This window comes from Microbacterium sp. Leaf151 (assembly GCF_001424225.1).
In the GTDB taxonomy this organism is placed as follows: Bacteria; Actinomycetota; Actinomycetes; order Actinomycetales; family Microbacteriaceae; genus Microbacterium.
In genome coordinates this window covers 78,011-95,944 of sequence record NZ_LMOR01000004.1, presented here as the reverse complement: position 1 = coordinate 95,944, position 17,934 = coordinate 78,011, and the positions used below count along the sequence as shown (strand labels likewise).

The 17,934-nt window shown below is 70.2% G+C and carries 15 protein-coding genes; 11 read left to right on the top strand and 4 right to left on the bottom strand.

The window, feature by feature from the left end; all coding sequences use genetic code 11:
- Positions 1-36 precede the first annotated feature (36 nt).
- Together ASF76_RS17690 and ASF76_RS11210 are read left to right on the top strand one after the other, a co-directional pair.
- A complete protein-coding gene (locus ASF76_RS17690; RefSeq protein ID WP_327037575.1) occupies positions 37-2,649 on the top strand; it encodes a nucleotide-binding protein in 2,613 nt (870 codons plus the stop codon).
- Entirely contained in the window at positions 2,646-3,137 is a 492-nt protein-coding gene (locus tag ASF76_RS11210) for a peptide deformylase (protein ID WP_055957534.1), read from the top strand. Before ASF76_RS17690 ends, ASF76_RS11210 begins: the two co-directional genes overlap by 4 nt.
- Before the next feature lie 143 nt (positions 3,138-3,280).
- Here the strand turns inward: ASF76_RS11210 and ASF76_RS11205 are convergent, their stop codons facing one another.
- Positions 3,281-5,107, bottom strand: coding sequence for an AMP-dependent synthetase/ligase (locus ASF76_RS11205; protein ID WP_200936123.1), 1,827 nt, complete (start codon positions 5,105-5,107; stop codon positions 3,281-3,283).
- A gap of 155 nt (positions 5,108-5,262) precedes the next feature.
- Between ASF76_RS11205 and ASF76_RS11200 the strand changes: the two genes are divergently transcribed.
- From ASF76_RS11200 to ASF76_RS11190, 3 genes are read left to right on the top strand one after another with little or no spacing between them, the layout of a single operon-like run.
- On the top strand, positions 5,263-6,198 hold the full coding sequence (locus tag ASF76_RS11200; protein ID WP_055957527.1) for an ROK family glucokinase: 936 nt from the start codon (positions 5,263-5,265) through the stop codon (positions 6,196-6,198).
- 2 nt (positions 6,199-6,200) lie between these two features.
- Positions 6,201-6,914: a lysophospholipid acyltransferase family protein gene (locus ASF76_RS11195; RefSeq protein WP_055957524.1), complete on the top strand. Its 714-nt coding sequence runs from the start codon at positions 6,201-6,203 to the stop codon at positions 6,912-6,914.
- 9 nt (positions 6,915-6,923) lie between these two features.
- Complete coding sequence (locus tag ASF76_RS11190) at positions 6,924-8,261, top strand: class II 3-deoxy-7-phosphoheptulonate synthase (RefSeq protein ID WP_055957521.1); 1,338 nt, start codon at positions 6,924-6,926, stop codon at positions 8,259-8,261.
- 205 nt (positions 8,262-8,466) lie between these two features.
- Here the strand turns inward: ASF76_RS11190 and pknB are convergent, their stop codons facing one another.
- Positions 8,467-10,419 (bottom strand): Stk1 family PASTA domain-containing Ser/Thr kinase, encoded by a 1,953-nt coding sequence (gene pknB, locus ASF76_RS11185; protein ID WP_055957518.1) that lies wholly within the window; start codon positions 10,417-10,419, stop codon positions 8,467-8,469.
- Between the two features lie 60 nt (positions 10,420-10,479).
- The gene (locus tag ASF76_RS11180) at positions 10,480-11,469 is read right to left on the bottom strand and encodes a LysM peptidoglycan-binding domain-containing protein (RefSeq protein ID WP_055957515.1); all 990 of its coding nucleotides are present in this window, start codon (positions 11,467-11,469) and stop codon (positions 10,480-10,482) included.
- Between the two features lie 149 nt (positions 11,470-11,618).
- Between ASF76_RS11180 and ASF76_RS11175 the strand changes: the two genes are divergently transcribed.
- Entirely contained in the window at positions 11,619-11,963 is a 345-nt protein-coding gene (locus tag ASF76_RS11175) for an Rv2175c family DNA-binding protein (protein WP_055957511.1), read from the top strand.
- A gap of 95 nt (positions 11,964-12,058) precedes the next feature.
- Here ASF76_RS11175 and ASF76_RS11170 read toward each other — a convergent pair whose 3' ends face one another.
- Positions 12,059-13,138: a polyprenyl synthetase family protein gene (locus tag ASF76_RS11170; RefSeq protein ID WP_055957508.1), complete on the bottom strand. Its 1,080-nt coding sequence runs from the start codon at positions 13,136-13,138 to the stop codon at positions 12,059-12,061.
- A gap of 64 nt (positions 13,139-13,202) precedes the next feature.
- On the opposite strand from ASF76_RS11170, the gene ASF76_RS11165 reads away from it, so the two are divergent.
- The 5 genes from ASF76_RS11165 to ASF76_RS11145 all read left to right on the top strand — a co-directional run bounded on the left by ASF76_RS11165 (position 13,203) and on the right by ASF76_RS11145 (position 17,890).
- A complete protein-coding gene (locus ASF76_RS11165) occupies positions 13,203-13,598 on the top strand; it encodes a DUF3040 domain-containing protein (RefSeq protein WP_055957503.1) in 396 nt (131 codons plus the stop codon).
- 385 nt (positions 13,599-13,983) lie between these two features.
- Positions 13,984-14,415, top strand: a complete 432-nt coding sequence (gene mraZ / locus ASF76_RS11160) for a division/cell wall cluster transcriptional repressor MraZ (protein ID WP_055957500.1) — start codon at positions 13,984-13,986, stop codon at positions 14,413-14,415.
- Between the two features lie 99 nt (positions 14,416-14,514).
- Positions 14,515-15,468, top strand: a complete 954-nt coding sequence (gene rsmH / locus ASF76_RS11155) for a 16S rRNA (cytosine(1402)-N(4))-methyltransferase RsmH (RefSeq protein ID WP_200936122.1) — start codon at positions 14,515-14,517, stop codon at positions 15,466-15,468.
- A complete protein-coding gene (locus ASF76_RS11150; protein ID WP_055957496.1) occupies positions 15,465-16,091 on the top strand; it encodes a hypothetical protein in 627 nt (208 codons plus the stop codon). Before rsmH ends, ASF76_RS11150 begins: the two co-directional genes overlap by 4 nt.
- Before the next feature lie 5 nt (positions 16,092-16,096).
- Positions 16,097-17,890 (top strand): peptidoglycan D,D-transpeptidase FtsI family protein, encoded by a 1,794-nt coding sequence (locus ASF76_RS11145; RefSeq protein WP_055957493.1) that lies wholly within the window; start codon positions 16,097-16,099, stop codon positions 17,888-17,890.
- Positions 17,891-17,934 lie beyond the last annotated feature (44 nt).

Below are 17,934 nucleotides of genomic sequence, written 5' to 3'. Positions count from 1 at the left end.
GGCGCTTTCGCGCCCTCTTCCCGTTTGGAGACTGCAGTGACCCCCGACCGCACCGACGCGAACCCCGACGAGAACGCCGAGCACGGCGTCCTCGACGAGAGCGGGAACCTCGATACCGCCAGCATCACGATCCTCGGTGGGCACATCGCTCAGGTCAGTGTCGACCTGCCCGTGACCGGCGACGACGACATCGACGACGACGTGATCGAAGACGAGATTCCCATCGACGACCCCGATCGTCCCCTCCTCGACACCCCGTACGAGCGACGCTCCGACAACAGCGATCGCGAGATCGCCCAGGTGCACCACGTCGAACTGCTGCCCACCGGCGACATCATCCTCGAGCCCCACGACGGCTCCGACGACACCGCATCGACGTACGGCGACGAGAACCACGATGTGCAGGATGCCGAGCTCGTCGACGACGAGCACGGCGCCGAGACCCGGTACCCGCACGTCGGGGATGCCGAGAACGCGGAGACGGACGACGTCGCGCACGCCGAGACGCACGACGCGGAGAACACCGAGACGCACGACGCGGGGAACGCCGGTACGTCCGACTCCGAGCACGCCGATCCCCGCGACGCCGAGAACGACGTCGACGCGCACGGGGTCGGGCACACCGAGACCCACGACGCGGATGACGCCGTCGCGCACGCCGAGACGCACGAGGCCGAGCACGCGGGCGCGCACGTCGCCGAGGACGCCGAGGCGTATGACGCTGAGCACCTCGACGTGAACGACGCCCACGAGCCGGAAGCCGCCGAGTACGGGGATTCTTCCGGCACGGGCGCCCACACGGCGCACGCCCACCAGGAGGAGTCCAGGCACGAGGCGGAGGCTCCCCATGACGCCGACCAGCGCGACGGCGGTCACGACGCGGCCCCCGAGCCCGGCCGAGACGCTGTCGGCTTCGATCACGCCGGTACGCGAGAAGACGTCCGCGCGGCCGACCTGCGCGACGCCGAGATCGTCGACGATGTCGAGCTGTTCGAGGCCGACGCCGCCGATCCCGACGAGGTCCCCGCAGCCGGCGTGACCGACGTCCCGCTGCCGGAGAGCGCGCACGGCCTCGAGCAAGCCCCTGAGCCTTCGGGTGCACCCGCGGTTCGGGATGCCGCGGCAGGCGGCACCGCTCTCACCCACGCGCCGTGGGTTCCGGCTTCCGACCGGAGCCGCACCGACGACGACGACGCCGTGTCCGCCTCCGCGGTCGAGACGGACGAACCCGCAAGCGGGTCGGCAACGGCCCCGGAGGAGGACGACATGGCATCCGACGAAGAAGCCCCCGGGGTGGAGGCGACCGCATCGGCGAGCGCGGGACCGTCGGCGACGACGCACCCGGCACCGCAGCGCACCGGCGCCGCGTCGACCGGCCCGGTACCCACCCCCACGGAGGCGGCTCCTTCGACCGGTGACGCTCCCGCGTCGGTGACCGCTCCCGCGACCGGCCCCGTTGCGGCCGCATCCGACGCGGCGCCCACGACCGGGTCCGTGCCCGCCACCCGCGCCGAGCGCGCGGCGACGGGGGCGATCGGCACCCTTCCGCTCACGCGCCGAGGCGCGCACCAGGCCGATGAGGCCGCACGCGCCGCCGACGAGGCCGCGCGCGTCGACCGCGCGCACGCGATGGAACGCGTCCGCACGCCCGCGCCCGAGGTCACGCTGACGTCGAAGCGCATCGGCGAGATCGACGACGCCCGCGAGAGCTCCGACCTGCTGACCGCAGACCGTCTGCTCGATCCTCGCCAGATCTCCAAGCCCGAGCCCGAGGGACTCTGGCAGCAGCTCGTCTATTCGGTGTCCGGACACCGCATCAATCTCGGCGACGGGCGCCGTGCCCGTGATCGCAAAGACCTCGACCAGCGCATCGCCGCGCCCCTCTCCGGTGGCGCGCGATTCGTGCCGGTGCTTTCGCGCAAGGGTGGCGTCGGCAAGACCACCGTCACGTCGCTGTTGGGAATGGCCCTCGCCGATGCCCGCGACGACCGCATCATCGCCGTCGACGCCAACCCCGACCGCGGCACGCTCGCCGACCGGGTGGGTCGTCCGAACGGCCGCACCGTGCGCGATCTCGTGCGCTCCCACGACGAGGTCGCCGGCTACCACGACGTCTCCTCGATCGTGGCCCGTGACGCCACACGCCTCGACGTGCTGGCATCCGATGCCGATCCGCGGGTGTCGGAGGCGTTCAGCGACGACGACTACCGACGCGTCGCCGACGTGGCCGCGCACTACTACTCGATCGTGCTGACCGACACCGGCACGGGCATCGTGCACTCGGTGATGGGGGCGACCCTCGAACTCGCCCACACCGTCGTGATCGTCGCGGGGCTCTCCGTCGACGAGGCCCGCCTCGCGTCCGAAACCCTCACCTGGCTCGAGACCAACGGGTACGCCGCGCGCGTGCGCGACGCCGTGGTGGTCCTGAACAATTCGCGGCCGGGCGCCCCTCTCGTACGCGAGAGCGAACTCGAGGCGCACTTCCGCTCGCGGGTGCGCACCGTCATCCGGATGCCGTACGACGCCCGCATCGCCGCGGGCAGCGCCATCACCTTCCGCGACCTGCAGCCCTCGACCAGGCAGGCGGCGCGCGAGCTCGCCGCGGCCGTGGTCGAGGGGCTGCGATCCCCGGCGGCCGCCGCATGACCGTGCGTCCGATCCGCTTGTTCGGCGACCCGGTTCTGCGCGCCGTCAGTACGCCCATCGGTCGGATCGACGACGGTGTCCGTGCTCTCGTGCAGGACCTCATCGACACCGTCGAGCTGCCCGGTCGGGCCGGGGTGGCCGCCCCCCAGATCGGGGTGGGCCTCCGGGCCTTCAGCTACAACATCGACGGCGACGTCGGCTACGTGCTGAACCCCGTGCTCGTCGAGACGCGCGGCGAGCCGGAGGCGGTGGGGGAGGGATGCCTCTCGGTCCCGGGTCTCTGGCACGATGCCATCCGTTACCCGTGGGCGAAGGTCGTGGGCGTCGACCTCGACGGCGCGGAGGTCGTGCTCGAGGGCGAGGGGTTGCTGGCGCAGGCGCTCCAGCACGAAACCGATCACCTCGACGGGATGCTGTATCTCTCGCGCCTGCCCGCCGACACGCGTCGTGAGGCGATGCGCCAGGTGCGCGAGAGCGATTGGTTCTGACCTCCAGAGTCGCGTCACGCGAACAGGCTGCGGGCCCAGGAGAGGCTGACGTGCGGCTGGTCGCCCTGTCCCCGTCGTCCGCCCTGGTCTGGTGACACGAAACGGCCCGGCCCCGCGGGGGGACCGGGCCGTCGTCGTTCGCGTCAGGGCAGCGACACGTTTGTCGTGTTCACCGGCACGGCGTAGAGGTCCTCGATGGCGTCGGCGTAGTCGGACACGATGACGTTGCGCTTGATGCTCATCTTGGGTGTCAGGTGTCCGCTGGCCTCGGTCCACTCGGTGGGGAGGATCGTGAACTTGCGGATCGACTCCGCACGCGACACGCGGGTGTTGGCGCGGTCGACGGCACCCTGCACCTCGGCGCGTACCTTGTCGTTCTCGGCGGCGTCGGCGAGAGACATGTCGGAGGGAAGGCCGTTGTTGGCGAGCCACGTCGGCAGCATCTCGGAGTCGAGGGTCACCAGCGCCGCGATGAAGGGCTTGTGATCACCCACCACGACGACCTGTCCGACGATCGGGTTGGCGCGGATCGGATCCTCGAGAGCCGCGGGGGCGACGTTCTTGCCGCCGGCGGTGACGATGATCTCCTTCTTACGACCCGTGATCGTGAGGAACCCGTCGTTGTCGAACGCTCCGATGTCGCCGGTCTTGAACCACTCGCCGTCGAACGCCTCGGCCGTGGCCTCGGGGTTCTGCCAGTATTCGCGGAAGACGTTGATGCCGCGTACCTGGATCTCGCCGTCGTCGGCGAGCCGCACGCCGACGCCCGGCAGCACGGGGCCGACGGTGCCGATCTTGGACTTCGTGGCCAGGTTCACCGTGGCGGGTGCGGTGGTCTCGGTGAGGCCGTACCCCTCGAGGATGACGACGCCGAGGCTCCGGAAGAAGTGGCCCAGACGCGGGCCGAGCGGGGCGGATCCCGACACCGCGTAGACGACGCGGCCACCCATGGCATCCCGGAGCTTGGAGTAGACGAGCCTGTCGAAGAGAGCGAACTTGAGCTTGAGTCCGAGCGGGATCTTCTTGCCGTCCTGCAGGCGCTGCGAGTGCTCGATCGCGGCGTCCGCGGCCGCGCGGAAGATCTTGCCCTTGCCGCCCGCCTCGGCCTTCTGCTCGGCGGAGTTGTACACCTTCTCGAACACGCGCGGAACGGCGAGGAGGAACGTCGGCTGGAACGAGCCGAGCGCGGGAAGGAGCTGCTTCGTGTCGGGCTGGTGGCCCGTCTTCACGCCGGCGTGCACGTTCAACAGCGAGATGAACCGCGCGAACACGTGAGCCGTCGTGATGAAGAGCAGCGTGGAAGCCCCCTGCGTCTCGACGACCTCGTGCAACGCCTTCGCCGAGTTGCGCGCCAGCTCGACGAAGTTGCTGTGCACCAGCACGCAACCTTTGGGACGCCCGGTCGAGCCCGAGGTGTAGATGAGGGTGGCCACGTCCGACGCCTTCGCGAGGTGACGGCGCCGCTCGATCTCTTCGTCGGTGATGTGCGTACCCCCCGCCACGAGCCTGTCGAGGTCGCCCGCGTGCATGGCCCACACCTCGCGCACGAGGGGGACGTCGCTGCGCACCTCGTCGAGCCGCTCGGCATGGTCGGCCGACTCGAGCACGACGGCAATGGCGCCCGAATCCGCAAGGATCCACGAGATCTGCGCGGGGGAGCTCGTCTCGTACACCGGCACCATCACGGCCCCGGCGTAGAACAGCGCGAAGTCCACGAGCGTCCAGTCGTACGTCGTGCGCGCGATGAAGGCGACTTTCTCTCCCGGCTGCACTCCCGCGGCGACGAATCCCTTCGCCAGGACGATCACCTGACGCTCGAATTCGGCAGCGGTCACGTCACGCCAGCCGTCGGCATCGGGGACGGCGAACAGGGGACGGTCGGGGGTCGCCCGAACACGGTCGGCCAGCAGGTCGGACGCGTTGGCATCCGGGTCTGCGGGGACGATGAGGGGGAGGTCGAACTGCATCACGGTAACTCCTTCGGCACCGGAAAGAACGTCGAGCGGTGCGTCGAGTCTATCCGCACGGTTTCCGGCCACACCGGGACGCGGTGTCCCGCGCCGCGCACGCGGCATGGCTAGACTTCACCGGGCCGAGCCGCTCGGTCGGCCCGGAAGGGAGCACGGTGCAGAACGTCGGCATCGACATCGGGGGCACGAAGATCGCGGGAGGCGTCGTCGACGACGACGGCACCATCATCGAGAAGCTCCGCGTCGACACCCCCATCGACCCCGCCGCCCTCGTGGATGCCGTGGTCGACATGGCCGACCACCTGCGCCGCGCGCACGACATCCACGCGATCGGTGTCGCGGCGGCCGGCTTCATCAGCCTCGATCGCAGCACCGTCATCTACGCCCCCAACATCGACTGGCGCGACGAACCGTTGCGCGCCCGCCTCGAGCAACGCCTCGACGCACCCGTCACGATCGAGAACGACGCCAACGCGGCAGGCTGGGGCGAGTACCGCTTCGGGGCCGGTCAGGGCGTTCACGACATGGTCATGCTCACCATGGGCACCGGTGTCGGCGGTGCCGTCGTCAGCGCGGGTGAACTCTTCCGCGGCGGCCACGGCATCGGCGGCGAGCTCGGCCACATGCGCTTCGTGCGCGGCGGGCACCCCTGCGGGTGCGGGCAGAACGGATGCCTGGAGCAGTACGCCTCGGGTCGCGCCCTGCAGCGTGAGGCGAACGCGATCGCCGACGAGGGTGGAATCGGGGCGGCCCTGGCCGCGATCCGCGAAGAGAAGGGCGCCATCCCCGGGCCCGCCGTCTCACGACTCGTGCTCGCCGGCGACCCGGGCGCGGTCGAGGCCCTCCGCCGCGTCGCCACCGCTCTCGGCGAGGCGTGCGGCGGCTTCCAGGCCGTGCTCGATCCCGAGCTGTTCGTCATCGGCGGCGGCGTCGCACAGCTGGGCGCCGACCTGCTCGCCCCGGTGAAGCTCGCCTACGAGACGTCGCTCCCGGGGTACGGTGAGCGTCCGGTCGCCGAATTCGCCATCGCCCGTCTGGGCAACGACGCCGGCCTCATCGGGGTCGCCGACCTCGCCGGTAAGGAGCGCTGACGATGTTCTACTGGCTGATGAAGTACGTGGTCATCGGGCCCGTCATCAAAGCGATCTTCCGCCCGTGGATGGTGGGGCGGCGAAACATCCCGACCGAGGGGGCGGCGATCCTCGCCAGCAACCATCTGTCGTTCTCCGATTCGATCTTCCTGCCGCTCATGATCGACCGTCGCATGGCGTTCCTCGCCAAGAGCGACTACTTCACCGGCAAGGGCATCAAGGGCTGGGCGACGCGGATGTTCTTCACCGCGACGGGGCAGCTGCCCATCGACCGATCCGGCGGCAAGGCGTCGGAGGCCTCGCTCAACACGGGCCTCGGCGTGCTCGGCCGTGGGGAACTGCTCGGCATCTACCCCGAGGGCACCCGCAGCCCTGACGGCACCCTCTACCGAGGCCGCACGGGAATCGCCCGCATGGCGCTCGAGGCCCGCGTGCCGGTCGTGCCGGTCGTCATGGTCGACACCGGTGCCGTCATGCCGATCGGTCAGCGCCTGCCACGTGTCGGGCGGGTCGGAATCGTCATCGGCGAGCCGTTGGACTTCTCGCGGTTCGAGGGCATGGAGGGCGACCGTTACGTGCTGCGCTCGGTCACCGACGAGATCATGGTGGCGCTCCAGCGCCTCGGAGAGCAGCGTTACGAAGACGTCTACGCCTCGACGGTGAAGGACCGTCTGGCCACGGCGCAGGCGGCGAAGACGCCCGCGTCCCGCCACTAGACTTCAGGAGTGAATCAGCAGCTCCACGACCTCGACCATTGGCGATCCCTGCCCATCAAGCAGCAGCCCCAGTGGTATGACGAGGGCGCGGTCGCCGCGGCATCCGCAGAGCTGGCGACCCTCCCGCCGCTGGTCTTCGCCGGCGAGGTCGACAACCTCCGCGACCGTCTCGCGCGCGCCGCCGCAGGTCAGGCATTCCTCCTGCAGGGCGGTGACTGCGCCGAGACGTTCGCCGGCGCGACCGCCGAGCAGATCCGCAACCGCATCAAGACGGTGCTCCAGATGGCGGTCGTCCTCACCTACGGCGCCTCGATGCCCGTGGTGAAGATGGGCCGCATGGCCGGCCAGTTCGCCAAGCCGCGCTCGAGCGACGTCGAGACGCGCGGTGACGTGACGCTGCCCGCGTACCGCGGCGACATCGTCAACGGCTACGACTTCACCGAGGCGTCGCGCAGGGCCGATCCTGCGCGACTGCTCAAGGGCTACCACACGGCCGCCTCGACCCTGAATCTCATCCGCGCTTTCACGCAGGGCGGGTTCGCCGACCTCCGCGAGGTCCACAGCTGGAACAAGGGCTTCGCAAGCACCCCGGCCAATCAGGCCTACGAGGCGATGGCCACCGAGATCGATCGGGCCATCAAATTCATGGAGGCCGCCGGGGCGAACTTCGACGAGCTGACGCGCGTGGAGTTCTACACCGGTCACGAGGGTCTGCTCATGGACTACGAGCGCCCCATGACGCGTATCGACTCGCGCACGGGGCTCGCCTACAACACCTCGTCGCACTTCCAGTGGATCGGCGAGCGCACGCGCGAACTCGACGGCGCGCACGTCGACTACTTCTCGAAGATCCGCAACCCGATCGGCGTGAAGCTCGGCCCCACGACCACGCCCGAGACGGCGCTCGCACTCATCGACAAGCTCGACCCCGAGCGGGAGCCGGGCCGGCTGACGTTCATCACGCGCATGGGCGCCGGCAAGATCCGCGACGCGCTGCCTCCGCTGCTCGAGGCCGTCCGCGGCTCCGGCGCCGTGCCCTTGTGGGTGACCGACCCGATGCACGGCAACGGGATCACCACCCCCACCGGCTACAAGACGCGTCGCTTCGACGACGTCGTCGACGAGGTGCGCGGGTTCTTCGAGGCCCACCGATCGGTGGGGACGCACCCCGGCGGCATCCACGTCGAACTCACCGGCGATGACGTGACCGAGTGCCTGGGCGGTTCGGAGCAGATCGACGAAGCCACCCTCGCGACCCGCTACGAGAGTCTTTGCGATCCCCGCCTGAACCACCGTCAGAGCCTGGAATTGGCCTTCCTCGTGGCCGAGGAGCTCGAGAAGCGCTGACCGGCCCCGCCGTCAGGCCGACGCCCCCGATCCGCTGTGGTCGGGGGCGTCGCCGTTCGTGCGGGTAACCAACCCGTTGACGGGCTCGAGGGGCCCCGGTGAGAGAGAGGCGGGTGGCGACCCCCTCGACGGTCTCAGCGAGCCTGACGGGAGAGCCGCCGTGACTGAGCCGGTCGGAGTCGCCCGCGACTCCGGTGGGCGGCGACTACAGCGTCGGCGTCAGGGTGATGGTGCTGCCCTTGGGGGCGGTCTCGCCCGCCTTGGGGTTCGTGGCCCGCACCTTGTAGACGTCCCAGTACGTGAAGCCGAGAGGCAGGGTGCCGTCGTCGATGCCCGCGTTCACCTCGAACCCGAGCCCCTCCAGCGCCGTCACCGCCTCGCGGATGGTCATGCCCACGACGTTTCCGGGGATCTCCACCGGCTCCGGTCCGATCGACACGAACAAGGGCACCGTGTCACCGGGGCGCCAGTTGCCCTCGCCGTCGCGATCGCCGATGCCGATGACGACCCCGGATGCCACGCTGTCGCTGTACCGCTCCGAGATCGAGGTGGAGAGGCCGGCCTCATCGAGCGTGCGCTCGGCGCGTGACTGCGACTCGCCGGAGACGTCGGGGAGAGGACCGAGCGACACGACCAGCGATGCCGCGTCGCCCTCGTACACGGTGCAGCCGTCGGTGCAGCCGATGGCGTCGCCGCCGGATCGGGGGATGACGGATGCCGACAGCACGGTGCCGTCGCCGGCATCCGAGAATTCCCGCGCGGGCTCGTCGGAGACGCCGACGAACGCGGCCTCGAAGATGCCGTTCACCTCGTCGGCGCTCTTGCCGGCGAGGGCGGGGATCTGGTGCGTGGCGGGGCCGACGGAGACGTACACGGTCACGAGCGCGTCCTTGTCGAGGCGCGCACCCGGCGAAGGGTCGGACCCCACCGTCGTGCCCGCGGGGATGTCGCGATCGTTGACCTCTTGTGCCTGCGCGCGCAGCTGGTTGGTCGCCAGCAGCGTCTCGGCGTCGGCGAAGCTCCGCTGCGACACATCGGGGACGGCCACGAGGGATCCGGGGCCCGAGCCGAAGTACCAACCGGTACCCGCCGCGCCGACGGCCAGCAGCAGCACGATCACGAGAGTCCAGACGCCCCGGGTGGTGCGGCGGCGGGTGCGGGTGCGCAGTCGCGCGGCGTTGTCGGGCTCTTCGGCGGTGGCGACGGGCAGTGACGCGGTCTGGGGGAGCACCTTGGTGAGCTCGCGCGATTCGGCGGCGCTCGCAGCGCCGGTGGTGCCGACGGCGACGGCACGGGCGACCTGAGGGGCGAGCCCCAGCTCCTTCTCGATCGCGCGCAGGCGCTCCAGCATCGTGCCGGCGTCGAGCGGGCGGTCATCGGGCCGGCGCTCGGTGGCCCAGAGCACGAGCTCGTCGAGCTGTTCGGGCACCGACGGGTTCTTCACGCTCGGACGCGGGACCGAGTCCGTCGCGTGCTGGTAGGCGATCTGCATGGGCTGCTCGCCCTTGTAGGGCTGCTCGCCGGTGAGCATCTCGTAGAGCATGATGCCGAGCGAATAGATGTCGCTGCGGGCGTCGGCGGTGCCGCGGGTGACGAGTTCGGGTGCGAGGTAGGCGATGGTGCCCATCAGCTGCGCGCCGCTGGCGGTGTTCGCGGTCGTCGCCCGCGCGAGGCCGAAGTCGCCGATCTTGATGCGGCCGTCCTCGGCGAGGAGCACGTTCTCGGGTTTCACGTCGCGGTGCACGATGCCGGCGCGGTGGGCGGCGGAGAGCCCCGACAGGATGGCATCCATGATGGTCAGGGTCTGATCGATCGTGAGTCGCCGGTGCTCGCGCAGGAGTTCGCGCAGCGTGATGCCGGGGAGGTACTCCATGACCAGGTAGGCCATCTCGCCGTCCTGGCCCTGGTCGAACACGTTCACCACGTGCGGATCGCTGAGACGCGCGGCGGAGCGGGCCTCCTGGATGAACCGGCTCTGGAACACGGTGTCGTCACTGAGGTGGCCGTGCATGACCTTCAGCGCCACCCGACGCTCGAGCCGCAGGTCGGTGGCGACGTACACGGTCGCCATGCCGCCGCGCGCGATGCGCGCGCGCACCCGGTACCGGCCGTCGACGAGACGGCCGATCAGCGGGTCTGCCTGCTGACTCGTGCTCACGGGTCGAGTCTACGGAGCGGCCCCTGTGAGCCCGGGCAACGGCTCACCGTGGGCCGCGACTCAGCCCAGAACCGCGAGCCACGTGGTGGCGGGCTGCTCCCACTGCGCGTAGCGGTCGGGGTAGGCCGAGATCTGAACGGCCTGCGCCGCGTCGGCGTAGGCCATCTGCTCCCAGCCGGGGATGTCGAGGAGGCCCCGCGTCGTGAAGCCGTTGGGGTCGGACGGGCCGCCGTAGAACACGCGCGTCGCACGGTCGGGGTCGCGGATCTGCTCGGGGGTGCCCCAGCCCATGCTCGGACGCTGCTGGAAGAGACCGAGCGAGTCGCGGTCGCCCCAGTCGAGGTTGCGCAGCCACGACTCCTGCATCGCGGTGCCGAGGGCGATCCGGATGCCGTGGTCGGAGACGCCGAGCTCTCGACCGATGCGGATGATCAACCGGGCGTTGTCGGACTGCTCGGCGTCGAGGCCGGGGGCGGTGACCGCGGCGACGGCGGCGGGGGCTGCGGCGGGAGCGCCGGAGGGGATCTGCAGGACGTCGCCGGGATAGATGATCGACGCGCGGGTGAGGCCGTTCGCGCTGAGGACCGCATCGAGCGAGACGCCGTTGGCGCTCGCGATCGCCGAGATGGTGTCGCCGGGCTGCACCTCGTGTGTCACGGCCGCGGGGGCCGGGGCGGGGGCCGGGGTCGGAGCGGCGGGCTCGGCGGGTGCGCCGCCCAGCACGAGCACCTGGCCGGGGCGGATGACGCTGTCGGGGCCGAGTCCGTTCGCCGCCTGCACCGAGGCGACGTCGAGACCGTTGGCGCGGGCGATGCCCCACACGGTGTCGCCGGGCTGCACGGTGTAGGTGACGGCGCCGGTCAGGGCGGTGAGCACCGGAAGGACCTTGAGCGGCGCGGTCGGCAGGGAGCTGAGGGGCGGGGCCGGGGGTGCCGCATGGGCCGCGCCTTCTCCGGCGAGGCTCAGGGCGATGGTGCCCGCCACGGCGGCGGGCCAAGCGGCGACGACGCGTCGGGTCGTCGGCGGGGCAGGGAAGGGGAGTCGTCGCATGGTGGGGGGATTTCCGTTCGTCAGACTGCCCGCCACGCTCGCATGCTGCGATACGGATGTCAACGTGTGAGGCGCATGTGACGAATGAGACACGAGTGACGACACCGTCGCCGAGATGTGCCGTCGGCAGAGGGTGAGATAGTTGCACCGTGACCGAGACGACCCGTTACGAAACCGACTGGCTGACGATCCCCGACCTCGTGGAGCTCCTCGACGAGCCCCTCGGCCGCGTGCGTCGACTGATCGACGAGGACTACCTCGTCGGATCCCGCCGTGACGGTGTGTTCAAGGTGCCCGCCGTCTTCCTCGCCGAGGGCCGCCCGCTGCCCGCATTGCGCGGCACGATCATCGTGCTGCACGACGCCGGGTTCGACCCCGACGAGACAATCGACTGGTTGCTCACGCCGGAGCAGACCATCGGCGTCGCACCCATCGAGGCTCTGCGTGCGGGACGCAAGAGCGAGGTGCGCCGGGTCGCCGCGACCCTCGCCTGAGTCGTCGAGGCGGCAGAGGCCGAGGCCCGACCCCTGCGTGAGCCGGCGAGGCGTCGGCGCCGACCGCTGAGCCGTCGGCCATCGCCGGCGTCCGGTCAGGCCGCGCGATCCGTGGCCGCGCGGGCGAGCGTCCGCAGCTCGTCGACCGCATCGGCTCGAAGCGGTGCTTCAGCGAGCGCGAGGTCGGCGCGACGGGCGTAGTGGGCGATGAGCTCCTCAGTACGTGCGAGCGCGCCGCTGTCGACGATCGTCCGTTGCAGGATGCCGATCTGCTCGGCATCCAGAGCCGGGTCGCCCAGCCGCTGGTCGATCGCCCGACGCTCCTGCGGGGAGACGGCTTCGCGGGCATAGGCCACCAGCACGGTGCGCTTGCCCTCGCGCAGATCGTCGCCCACGGGCTTTCCCGTCACGGCGCTGTCACCGAAGACCCCGAGCACGTCGTCGCGCAGCTGGAACGCCATGCCCACGTCGTGGCCGAACCGGCCCAGCGCGTCACTCTGCGCGTGAGCCGCGCCGCCGAGCGCCGCACCGATCTGCAGCGGCTGCTGGATGCTGTAGCGCGCCGACTTGTACGAGGCCACACGCAGGGCGCGTTCGGCGTGCGTGTCGTCGGGGTGGACGGTGTACGCGGACTCTTCCGCCACGTCGAGGAACTGTCCGATGGTGACGTCGCGGCGCATCTGCGCGTATGCCCGCCGGGTCGCGTCGGCGGTAGGCGAGTCCCGCAGGCCCTCCTCGAGCAGGTCGTCGCTCCACGCGACGAGAAGGTCGCCGAGCAGGATCGCCCCCGAGCGGCCGAACGTGTCGGAGTCGCCCGTCCAGCCCGCGTCCCGGTGCGCGGCCTGCAGGGCGCGATGCGCCGCGGGTTGCCCGCGACGGGTGTCGGAATTGTCGACGAGGTCGTCGTGCACGAGGGCGGCCGCGTGGAAGATCTCGAGAGAGGTGGCCACGGCGAGGGCGGCGTCGTCGAAGCCGGCGGGTGACGGTCGCACGGCCCCCCAGCCAGTGAGGCAGAAACGCGCGCGCAGACGTTTTCCGCCGCGGAGCGCGGACGCGCCGGATCGCGTGAGCATCTCTGCCTCCGGACCGAGAGCGGCGGCGTACAATAGCTGTTCGGTGAGGAAGTTGTCGAGTCGCTGGGAAACAGCTTCGATCGGTTCCGGCGAGGTCGGCACGGGCCTAGCCTAGTGATCCTCGCCCCACGTAGAATCGTCCACATCGAAGAATAGAGGGGGATGCATGCCACTCTCCGAACAGGAGCAGCGTCTGCTGGATGAGATGGAGCGCCATCTCATGAGTAACGACACAGATGTCGTCACCGCCCCCAGTCGCGCCCTGAGCTACCGCAACATCGTGCTCGGCTCGATCCTGGTGCTCGCCGGGCTCGGCGCCCTGGTGGTGGGCGTGTCGATCGGCTTCAACACGGGCTTCCTCGGCATCGCGATCGGTGTGCTCGGCTTCCTCCTGATGGTCGGCGGCGTGATCTTCGCGGTGACACCCACGCGCGGGTCGGTCGCCGCTGCCCCCGGTGCCGGAGCATCCGGCGGCGCCAAGCCGCGGGCAGCGCGTGCCTCGGGCTCGACGTTCATGGACCGCATGAACGAACGGTGGGACCGCCGCAACGAGGGGCAGTAACCCTCCTCGAATTCTCGTGAAGCACCGGCTCTTCGGAGCCGGTGCTTTTTCGTGCGCCCGGGGCGTGGCACGCGCACGCCGGCCCGGGGTCCAGGCCCGCTGAGTCGCCGCCGGGGCCTGGCCGCCGCCACCGCCGGTTCCGGCCCGCGGCGGACAGGGAAGGGGTCGGGCCCTCCCTTTCCCTCCACGGGCGCCGTCGTGCGGACTCCGCCGGCCCCGTGAACCCCGTCATTCCGCGGATTTCGCACGCCATTGCGACGGGCGGCCTGCACCGTACACGTCGGGTACTTCGGATGGAAGATGCCGCGTTTGATAGCTAAGTGGAGGCCAGTGGAGTAAAGTGGGGGAAACTTCGCAGGCCGGACGAAGGGGAGTGGGTGCCCGAATGCTGCTCGGTACGCACACTCCCAAGCTCGATGACAAGGGGCGCGTCATCCTGCCCGCGAAGTTCCGCGACGATCTCGGCGCCGGAGTGGTGATCACCCGGGGGCAGGACCGCTGCCTCTACGTGTTCAGCACCGAGGAGTTCGAGCGCGTGCACGAGCGGATCCGCGAGGCTCCGCTCAGCAACAAGCAGGCCCGCGACTTCCTGCGCATGTTCCTTTCGGGGGCCAGCGCCGAGAAGCCCGACAGCCAGAACCGCATCACCGTTCCCCCGGCCCTCCGTAGTTATGCCGGGCTCGGTCGCGAGCTCGTCGTCACCGGCGTCGGCGCCCACGCCGAGATCTGGGACGCGGAGGCCTGGAACGCCTACGCCGAGAGCAACGAAGACACGTACGCCGAGATGGAGCAGGAGGTGATCCCGGGATTGTTCTGACCCTCCGGCTGTGATGCCCAGCCGCACGCCCTGACGCACTTCCCCGGCGCCAGGTCGATGCGGATGGGGATCAGAGCCGAAGGATCGGAGCCCGTCATCATGGACATCCGCGACATCCACACCCCCGTCCTGCTCGAGCGCTGCGCCGATCTGCTCGGGCCCGCTCTGCACAAGCCCGGTGCCGTCTTCGTCGACGGCACGCTCGGCATGGGCGGGCACTCCGAGGCCTTCCTCGAGCGTTTTCCCGAGGCGCGCCTCGTCGGCCTCGACCGTGACACCGACGCCCTGAGGATCGCGGGGGAGCGGCTCGCACGGTTCGGCGACCGCGTGACCCTGGTGCACACCGTCTACGACGGGATCGCCGAGGCCGTGGCATCGGCGGGAGTGTCGAAGGTGGACGGCATCCTGTTCGACCTCGGGGTGTCGTCGCTCCAGCTCGACGAAGCCGCGCGCGGTTTCGCGTACGCGCAGGACGCGCCCCTCGACATGCGCATGGATCAGACCACGGGCGTCACCGCCGCCGAGGTGCTCGCCACCTACGGCGAGGGCGACCTGCGCCGGATCTTCGAGCGCTACGGCGAAGAGAAGCTCGCCGGGCGATACGCCCGCGCGATCATCGCCGCGCGCGCCGAGAAGCCGCTGGAGCGATCGGGTCAGCTCGTCGACGTGCTGCAGGCCGCGACGCCGGCCGCCGTGCTACGCGAGCGTCACCCGGCCAAGCGCGTCTTCCAGGCCCTGCGCATCGAGGTCAACGCCGAGCTGTCGGTGCTCGAACGCACCATTCCCGCCGCCCTCGGTGTCCTGGGCGTCGGCGGGCGCATCGTCGTGCTGTCGTATCAGTCGCTGGAAGACCGTCTGGTCAAGCGCGAGTTCGCGGCGGCGTCGACGTCGACCGCTCCCCGGGGACTGCCCGTAGAGCTGCCCGAACACGCTCCGAAGTTCCGGTTGCTCGTGCGCGGAGCCGAGCTCGCGGGCGACGAAGAACGCGCGGTCAACCCCCGTGCCACCCCCGTGCGTCTGCGCGCGGCCGAGAGGATCCAGGAGGACGTATGAGTGCATCCCCGGCCATCGACCCCCGGGTCGTCGACGACTTCCTCCCCGACTTCCCGACGCCCGTCCGCGAGCGTCGTCTCACCGTCGTCCCGGCCCCCGCCCGTCGGCGCGTACCGCGGCGGCTGTTCGGCATCATCGCCGTCTCGGGCGCCCTGGTGATCGTGCTCGCGCAGATGGGGCTCAGCATCCTGACCACGCAGAGCTCGTTCGAGATCGCCTCGCTCACGCAGCAGCAGCGCGACCTGACCTACCAGAAGCAGATCCTCTTCGACGAGACGGCGGGCCTGAACTCCCCGCAGTATCTGGCCGCCAACGCCGCCGCCCTCGGGATGGTCATCGACGAGTCGCCCACCTACCTGCGTCTGAGCGACGGTGCCGTCGTCGGTTCCGACAAGCCGGCCGACACGACATCGTCGGTGGATGCCAAAGGCCGCGGTTCGGTCGGCAACGCCCTCATCGCGGGTGTGCCGCTGGTCACCGATCCGACGGCTGCGACCACCGAGACCGGCGGCACGGCCCCCGAGGCTGCGGCCACGGCCCCGACCGGGGCGACGACCCCGGACGCCGGATCCGCGACACCCCCGCCGATCAGCGACGGTCTGCCCACTCCCGCGACACGATGAGAGCCATGACGACAGCCACCTCCCGATCCCCGCGGCGTCGCACCGTCGTCGCCCTCGCGGTCGTGCTGATCGTGCTCGTCGCCTTCGTGGTGCGACTGATCGACATCCAGGTCGTGAACGCCCGCGAGCACGTCGACGATTCGCTCTCGATGGGTCTGCAGTCCTCGCGCACGCTGTACGCCTCGCGCGGCCCCATCGTCGACGCGAACGGTACGCCTCTGGCGACGAGCATCAACCGGTACGACGTGCAGATCGACCCGTCCCTCGCCGTCGACGGCGTGACCACCTACGACGACGACGGCAACGAGGTCACGACTGCGTGGCCGGAGCTTGCCGCGCGCATCGCCTCCGTCCTCGGTCAAGAGGCGCGAGACGTGCAGAAGGTCGTCACGGATTCCGTGGCAGACAATCCCGAATCGCAATACGCCGTGATCGCCAAGGGCGTGCCCACCGAGCAGTACCGGGCGCTCGCTGACCTCGGCCTGCCCTTTCTCAGCTTCCCCCCGCAAGCGGGTCGGGTGTATCCCGACGGGGCCGTCGGCGGGAACCTCCTCGGTTTCGTCGGAAGCGACGGCCAAGCGCTGGCGGGCCTGGAATCGGCGGACGACTCGTGCCTGGCATCCACCAACGGCAAGGTCGTCTTCCAGCAGAGCCTGCACGGCGTGGTGCTTCCGGGAACCCAAGTCGTCACCCAGCCCCCCGTCGACGGTGGCACCCTCCGGCTTACGATCGACCGCGACCTGCAGTGGTACCTCGGCCAGCTCATCGCCGAACAGGTGCAGAACACCGGGTCGCTGCGCGGCACGATCACCGTCGTCGAAGCGAAGACCGGCAAGATCCGGGCGCTGGCGGAGTACCCCACGGTCGACCCCAACGACCCCACCGCGACGCCGGACTCCGACCGCGGCAGTGCCGCATTCGGAGACCCGAACGAGCCCGGATCGACGATGAAGGCCATCACGGCGGCCATCGGCCTCGACAGCGGTTCCTTCACCTCCGACACCACGGTCACGGCGTCGTCGCGCGAGGAGTTCGGCGACGGCGCGCGCGTCTCCGACTCGTTCGCGCACCCCGAGAACCGCTACACCCTCACGGGCGTGCTCATCGACTCCTCGAACGTCGGCATCTCGAAGTTCGGCGACATGATCCCGCTCGACACCCGTGTCTCGTACCTCGAGAAGTTCGGGTTGACGCAGCAGACGGCGGTCGGCTTCCCCGGCGAGTCGTCCGGCATCCTGCGCGATCCCGCGGGATGGGACAAGCAGACCTTCTACAACACCACGTTCGGACAGGGTCTCGCCGTCACGGTGCCCCAGCTCGCGGGCGCCTACCAGACGATCGCCAACGGGGGAGTGCGGATGCCGCTCACCCTCGTCGAAGGCTGCACCGCGGCCGACGGCACCGTCACCGACGTACCCGACGCCCAGGGCGAGCGGGTCGTGTCGGAGAACGCCGCCGACACGGTCTCGCAGATGCTCGAGAACGTCGCGACCCAGGGCACGCTCGCCGACCAGGTCGCGATCCCCGGGTACCGCGTGGCGATCAAGACCGGTACCGGAGAGAAGACCGACCCGGACACGGGCGCGTACAAGTCCGACGCCTACTTCACCACGATGATCGGTTTCGCCCCCGCCGACGACCCGCAGTACGTCGTCGAGGTCAACCTCGACGAACCGCGGACGGTAAAATCGTCGGCGGCCACCGCGCCCGCGTTCCAGAAGGCCCTGACGCAGGTCCTCAAGACCTACCGGGTCATCCCCTCCGGAACCACGACCCCCGAACTGCCCAAGTTCGGCTGAGACACCCGCTCACCGGTCTCGTCTCGGTAACGAATGCGACATCG

Coding starts and splice junctions, on each gene's coding strand:
- ASF76_RS11210 (WP_055957534.1), top strand. CDS start 2,646: ATGACCGTGCGTCCGATCCGCTTGTTCGGCGACCCGGTTCTGCGCGCC.
- ASF76_RS11195 (WP_055957524.1), top strand. CDS start 6,201: ATGTTCTACTGGCTGATGAAGTACGTGGTCATCGGGCCCGTCATCAAA.
- ASF76_RS11180 (WP_055957515.1), bottom strand. CDS start 11,469: ATGCGACGACTCCCCTTCCCTGCCCCGCCGACGACCCGACGCGTCGTC.
- ASF76_RS11165 (WP_055957503.1), top strand. CDS start 13,203: ATGCCACTCTCCGAACAGGAGCAGCGTCTGCTGGATGAGATGGAGCGC.
- mraZ (WP_055957500.1), top strand. CDS start 13,984: ATGCTGCTCGGTACGCACACTCCCAAGCTCGATGACAAGGGGCGCGTC.
- rsmH (WP_200936122.1), top strand. CDS start 14,515: ATGGACATCCGCGACATCCACACCCCCGTCCTGCTCGAGCGCTGCGCC.
- ASF76_RS11150 (WP_055957496.1), top strand. CDS start 15,465: ATGAGTGCATCCCCGGCCATCGACCCCCGGGTCGTCGACGACTTCCTC.
- ASF76_RS11145 (WP_055957493.1), top strand. CDS start 16,097: ATGACGACAGCCACCTCCCGATCCCCGCGGCGTCGCACCGTCGTCGCC.